This window comes from Sphaerobacter sp., from assembly GCF_019683595.1.
Classification (GTDB): Bacteria; Chloroflexota; Chloroflexia; order Thermomicrobiales; family Thermomicrobiaceae; genus Sphaerobacter.
Genome location: NZ_JADGHZ010000225.1, coordinates 1 through 5,009 on the forward strand (window position 1 = coordinate 1; position 5,009 = coordinate 5,009).

General features: G+C 72.3%; 4 protein-coding genes. 2 read left to right on the plus strand and 2 right to left on the minus strand.

Annotation, left to right across the window (positions count from 1 at the left end; genetic code table 11):
- Positions 1-155 precede the first annotated feature (155 nt).
- On the minus strand, positions 156-914 hold the full coding sequence (locus tag IRZ30_RS15585; protein ID WP_294086464.1) for a Crp/Fnr family transcriptional regulator: 759 nt from the start codon (positions 912-914) through the stop codon (positions 156-158).
- A 108-nt stretch (positions 915-1,022) separates the two neighbouring features.
- Here IRZ30_RS15585 and IRZ30_RS15590 point away from each other — a divergent pair, with 108 nt between their 5' ends.
- Both IRZ30_RS15590 and IRZ30_RS15595 read left to right on the plus strand, forming a co-directional pair.
- Positions 1,023-2,264, plus strand: a complete 1,242-nt coding sequence (locus IRZ30_RS15590; RefSeq protein ID WP_294086465.1) for a Zn-dependent hydrolase — start codon at positions 1,023-1,025, stop codon at positions 2,262-2,264.
- Between the two features lie 116 nt (positions 2,265-2,380).
- The gene (locus IRZ30_RS15595) at positions 2,381-3,736 is read left to right on the plus strand and encodes an oligosaccharide flippase family protein (RefSeq protein WP_294086467.1); all 1,356 of its coding nucleotides are present in this window, start codon (positions 2,381-2,383) and stop codon (positions 3,734-3,736) included.
- On the opposite strand, the gene IRZ30_RS15600 is transcribed toward IRZ30_RS15595, so the two are convergent.
- The gene (locus tag IRZ30_RS15600) at positions 3,702-4,847 is read right to left on the minus strand and encodes a glycosyltransferase (protein WP_294086468.1); all 1,146 of its coding nucleotides are present in this window, start codon (positions 4,845-4,847) and stop codon (positions 3,702-3,704) included. The genes IRZ30_RS15595 and IRZ30_RS15600 overlap by 35 nt on opposite strands.
- Positions 4,848-5,009: the final 162 nt, after the last annotated feature.

Genomic DNA, 5,009 nt, shown 5'->3' on the forward strand with positions numbered 1-5,009 from the left:
TTGAGCCCCGGGCACATGCCACGACGCGGGATCCGTCGCGCCACCCGCCCCGGGCACAGACCACGGTGCGGGACTCGTCATACCACCAACTCCGGACATAAACCGCAGCGTATACGCGTTCCTGCGCTCGGCACGACGATGGCCCCCTGGGGGAACTACCTGCCCGCGTGCGCTTCCGCGAACTTCGCGAGGCCGGCGGGGTCGGTGATGGCGACCCAGCGGCGGCCGCTGCGGATCAGCCCGGCGCGGCGGAATTCACTCATGATCCGCGAGGCGGTCTCGGCGGTGGTGCCGGTCATCTCGGCGAGGTCCTGCCGGGAGAGGGGCATCTGGATCAGCACGCCGTGCTTGCTCTCCGCGCCCAGCCGTTCGGCCAGTTTGAGGAGCGTCGCCGCCAGCCGCGCCTCGACCGGGTGCGCGCTCAGGTGCTCGATCACCTCGTGCGCGTCGCGCAGGCGCTCGGCGACGATCTCCAGTGTCGCGAGGGCCACGGCTGGGTAGGCGCGGAGGATTTCGGCGAACTGGTCGGCGTCGACGCTCAGAAGACAGCAGGCGGTCTGGGCCTCGGCGGTGTCAGGGTACTCGCGGTCGCCGAGAGTGGCGAGGCTGCCGAAGAAGTCGCCGGGGGTGAGGATGTCGAGCAGGACGTTCTGCCCGGCCGGGGTCGGCCGGACCAGTTTCACCTTGCCGGCGGCGACGACGTAGAGGCGCGTGGCGGGCTCTCCCGCGTGATAGACCGTCTCGCCCGGCTGGTAGCCTCGCTCACTGAAGTGCAGGCTGATGCGGTCGACCTCGGCGGGGGGCAACCCGGCGAAGAACGGGGTCTGGCGCAAGATCTGGCGCCGGAGATCGAGCGTGCAGAGGTGCGGTTCGATGCCTTCCGGGGCGAGCGGGGTGCGGCGACGGCCGGCCATGGTGTGCCCTCCCTTTCTGTACCCGAGGATAGCATGCGCGAGATTGACACCGCCGGGAACCCGTCCGTAGCATGGCCGCGACGAGCGACCCAGGGAAAGGGAGGCGACGTGGCTGAGACCAGACCGGAGATCGATGGGGAACGGCTGCTTGGGGATCTGGAAGCGTTGGCCCGGATCGGCGCGACGCCGGATGGCGGTGTCAACCGCATTGCTTTCTCGCCGGCCGACCTGGAAGCGCGGCAGTGGGTGGAGGAGGCGATGCGCGCGGTCGGGATGGAGGTGCGCCGCGACCCGGCCGGGAACACCATCGGCACCTATCCGGGTCGCGAGCCGGGACTGGCGCCGATCGCGCTCGGGTCGCACACCGACACGGTGCCCAACGGCGGGCGTTACGACGGGGCGCTCGGGGTGCTTGCGGCGCTGGCGAGCGTGCGGGCGCTGCACGCGGCGGGGCAGCGGCTGCGTCACCCGGTAGAGGTAATCAACTTCGTCGCCGAAGAGGCGACGATGGGCGGCGGCACCTTCGGCAGCCGGGCAATGGCGGGGTTATTCGACCCGGCGTCGATCCATCATGAGGCGGTGGATGGCCGCCCCGTGGCCGAGCACTTGCGTGCGGCCGGGATCGACCCGGAGGCGGTGGTCACGGCGGCTCGGCCGGCGGGCAGCCTGGCGGCGTATGTGGAGCTCCACATCGAGCAGGGGGGTGTGCTCGACGCGGCCGGGGTGCCGGTCGGCGTCGTGGAGGGGATCGTCGGCATCCGGCGCTACACCGCGGTGTTCGAGGGGGAGGCGAACCACGCGGGCACGACGCCGATGGACGGGCGGCGGGACGCGCTCGTCATGGCCGCGCCCTTCGTGCTGGCGGTGCGGGAGAACGCCGTTGCCCACGGCATTGTCGGCACGGTCGGGACGCTGCGGGTCAGCCCCGGCGCCTCCAACGTCATCCCCGGCCGGGTGGAGCTGACGGCGGAGATCCGCGGGCTGGATGAGACGACGCTGGACGCCGCGGAGGCGGCGTTGCAGGCGCGGGCAGCGGCGGACGGCGCGACCTTCGCGCGCATATCGGCCAAAGAGCCCGTCGTCTCCGACCCGGCGGTCGTGGCGGCGGTCGAGACGGCCTGCCGCGACCTCGGGCTGGCCTACCGGCGCATGCCGAGCGGGGCGGGGCACGACGCGATGTGCATGGCGGCGATCACCCGCCAGGGGATGATCTTCGTGCCGAGCCGCCGCGGGATCAGCCACTCGCCGGAGGAGTACACCGCGCCGGAGGACTGCGTGACCGGTGCGCGGGTGCTGCTCGGCACGTTACTCGCGCTCGACGCCGCGCTCGACGCAACCAGGGACAGCTAGCACAGCAGCGCCACGGCTCATCCGTTGCGCCGCGCCGGGCGTAGTGCCGGTGAGGGCCGCTCAGGGGCGCGGCACGGCGGAACACGGTCGCGCCCCAGTCCAGATGGGAAGGACCGGTGCTGCGGGGCTGGCTGGCGGACACCGCGCGCCGGGCGGGGCGCGGCGATTCAATCACACGCGGCTGGGCGGTGGTGACCGGCGGCAGCGCCGGTCGCTTGCTCCTGGGCTTCGTCTCCAGTGTGCTGCTGGCCCGCGCACTCGGTCCGGCCGGCCTCGGCGTCTTCAGCGTCCTCGGCGCTGTGGCCCTGCTAGCCGGGGCGGTGGCCGACTTCGGCGTGAGCAACGCGGCAGTGCGCCGCATCGCCGCCGTCTGGCCGGCCGACCGAGCGGCGGCCGTTGCGCGGGTACAGTCCTTCTTCTGGGTCCGGATCGCGCTGGCGCTGACGACGGCCGTCGTGGTGGGGCTGCTGGCCGTCGGTCCAGCCGGGACTGCGCTGCACCTGCCGCGCGATGCCGCGCTCATCTGGCTGGCGGTGCTGGGTGTGCCGGCAACAGCGCTGAGCGGCGCGGTGACCGTCGTGCAGCAGGCGACGGGGCGTTTTGGGCGGCTCTCGCTGGTGTTCCTCTTCAATGCGGCGTTGACGACGCTGCTGGCGGCGGCCCTGGCGCTGCTCGGCTGGTTGACGGTGACGACCGCGCTCGGCGTCCTGGGTATCGGCACCTCGCTGGCATCGTTCGTCTTGGCCCGGCGCCTCCTGGGACCAGGCTGGTCGCTTCGCTTCCCCGGGCGGGCGACGATGCGGATGGAAGCGCGTCACCTGCTCGGCTTCGGCGTCTGGCTCTGGCTGGCGAGCTTGTTCGGGCTGGCGGCGGCCCGGCTCGATCTGCTGCTCGTCAACCGCTGGGTCGACCCGGCGGGCGTCGGCGCCTACGCGCTGGCGGCCAACCTGGCGAGCAAGGTGGAGATCGTCAACCACAGCCTGTACACCGTGCTGCTGCCCGTGGCGGCGACGCTGCCCGGCGGTGCGGCGGTCCGCCGCTACGTACGGGACAGCCTGTTCCGCGCCCTGGTCGCGGGGCTTGCTCTGGTACCCGCCGTGGCGCTGGCCCGCCCGGCGATCGTGCTCGTCTATGGCGCGGGCTTCGGTGATTTGGCGCCGCTGCTTCAGGGCCTGCTGGTCGTGACGCTGCTGGAGATCCTGGCGACCCCGCTGCTGCTCCTGACCATCACCGCCGACCGGCCGCGCGTGCTGGCGGGCTCCGAGGCGCTACGCGCCGCTGTGTTGCTGGGTGCCGGCGCCTGGCTCATTCCGGCGTTCGGACCGGGCGGTGCTATCGCCGCCCGCGTAATCGCCCGGACGACGTCGGTGGCGTTCGCGCTCGCGTTGCTGGCGCGGCGTGGAGCGGCGCCGGCACCCGAGCGCGCCGGCCCGGCGGCTATGTCTGGAGGCGGGGAGGGCACCGGGACGTAGCGGTCCGGTAGAGCTGCTCCAAGGCGGCGACCGTGTGCGCCAGCGTGTAGCGCGACGCTACGGCTCGGAGGGCTGCCCGGCGCATGGTCTGGCGTTGTGCCGGGTCGACAAGCACGTCGCGCACTGCGGCGGCGAGTGCGGCCGGATGGCCCGGCGGCACCGTGCGCGCCGCCGCCCCGAGGTCGGGTAGGATGCCGACGGCGGTTCCCACGACCGGCAGTCCGCAGGCGGCAGCCTCCAGCACCACCATTCCCTGTGCCTCGTAGCGTGATGACAGCACGAGCAGATCGGCCGCGCGGTAGAGCGCGGGCAAGCCGTCGTGGGCGACGTCACCGTGGAACGTGATCCGCTCCCCGAGCCCGAGCCTGGTTGCCAGCGCTTCGAGGTCGCTCCGCAGTGGGCCGTCCCCAACGATGTCCAGGTGGAGGCTGGGGAACGACCGTGCCAGCAGCGAGCAGGCGCGGATCAGCGTCGCCTGGTCCTTGACCGGCACCAGCGAGGCGACATGGAGCAGGCGAGGTCCATCGCTCTGGGGCGCCGTCGCGGCCGGGGTGAACAGCTCGGTGTCGACCCCGAGCGGGAGCAGCGTGGGCTCCCGATACGGGGCGTGCCGCGCGACAAGGCGAGCCAGCGTCATCGATCCGGCGGTGACATGGGTCGCGCACCGCAATGCCACCCGCGTCAACCAGCGATTGATCCGGCTGGCCTGGCCGCCGTAGCCGATGTCGCGCAGGTGTACCAGTTCACCTCCGGCGAGCGAGACGACGGTCGGGACGCCCAGCCGGTGCCCGGCGGCGACGGCGACGAACCCCGGCTCGTCGGCCCAGAAGGCGTGCAGCACGTCGAACGGCTTGGTGCGGTGCGCCCGCACCACGGTGGTCATCGCGCGGCGCAGCAGGGGCAGCCGTGCCGTGCCGCGGGTTTTGCCGCCGCCGATGGGGATGACCGCTGCCTGATGCACGACATACGGACGAGTCGTGAAGGGGTAGCGGAGCGGGAAGACGCGCACGTCGTGCCGAGCTGCGAGGGCGCGGGCAAGCGCCAGCAGCACCGGTATCGCCCAGTCCTGCTCGCTGGCACTGAACCCTGGGAGAATCAGCCCGATGTTCATCCATCCCCGCTCCCCTGTGAGTGGGGAGCGCGCCCGGCTTGAAACGTCCGGGGTTGCGTTCATCGCCGGGATCGCGCCCCTCCGGTATACGTGTGAGCCTGCGGGTTGGACGGGGCGTGGAGTGATCAGGCGTGGTGCGCTTGAGATCACTCGGGTGGGGGT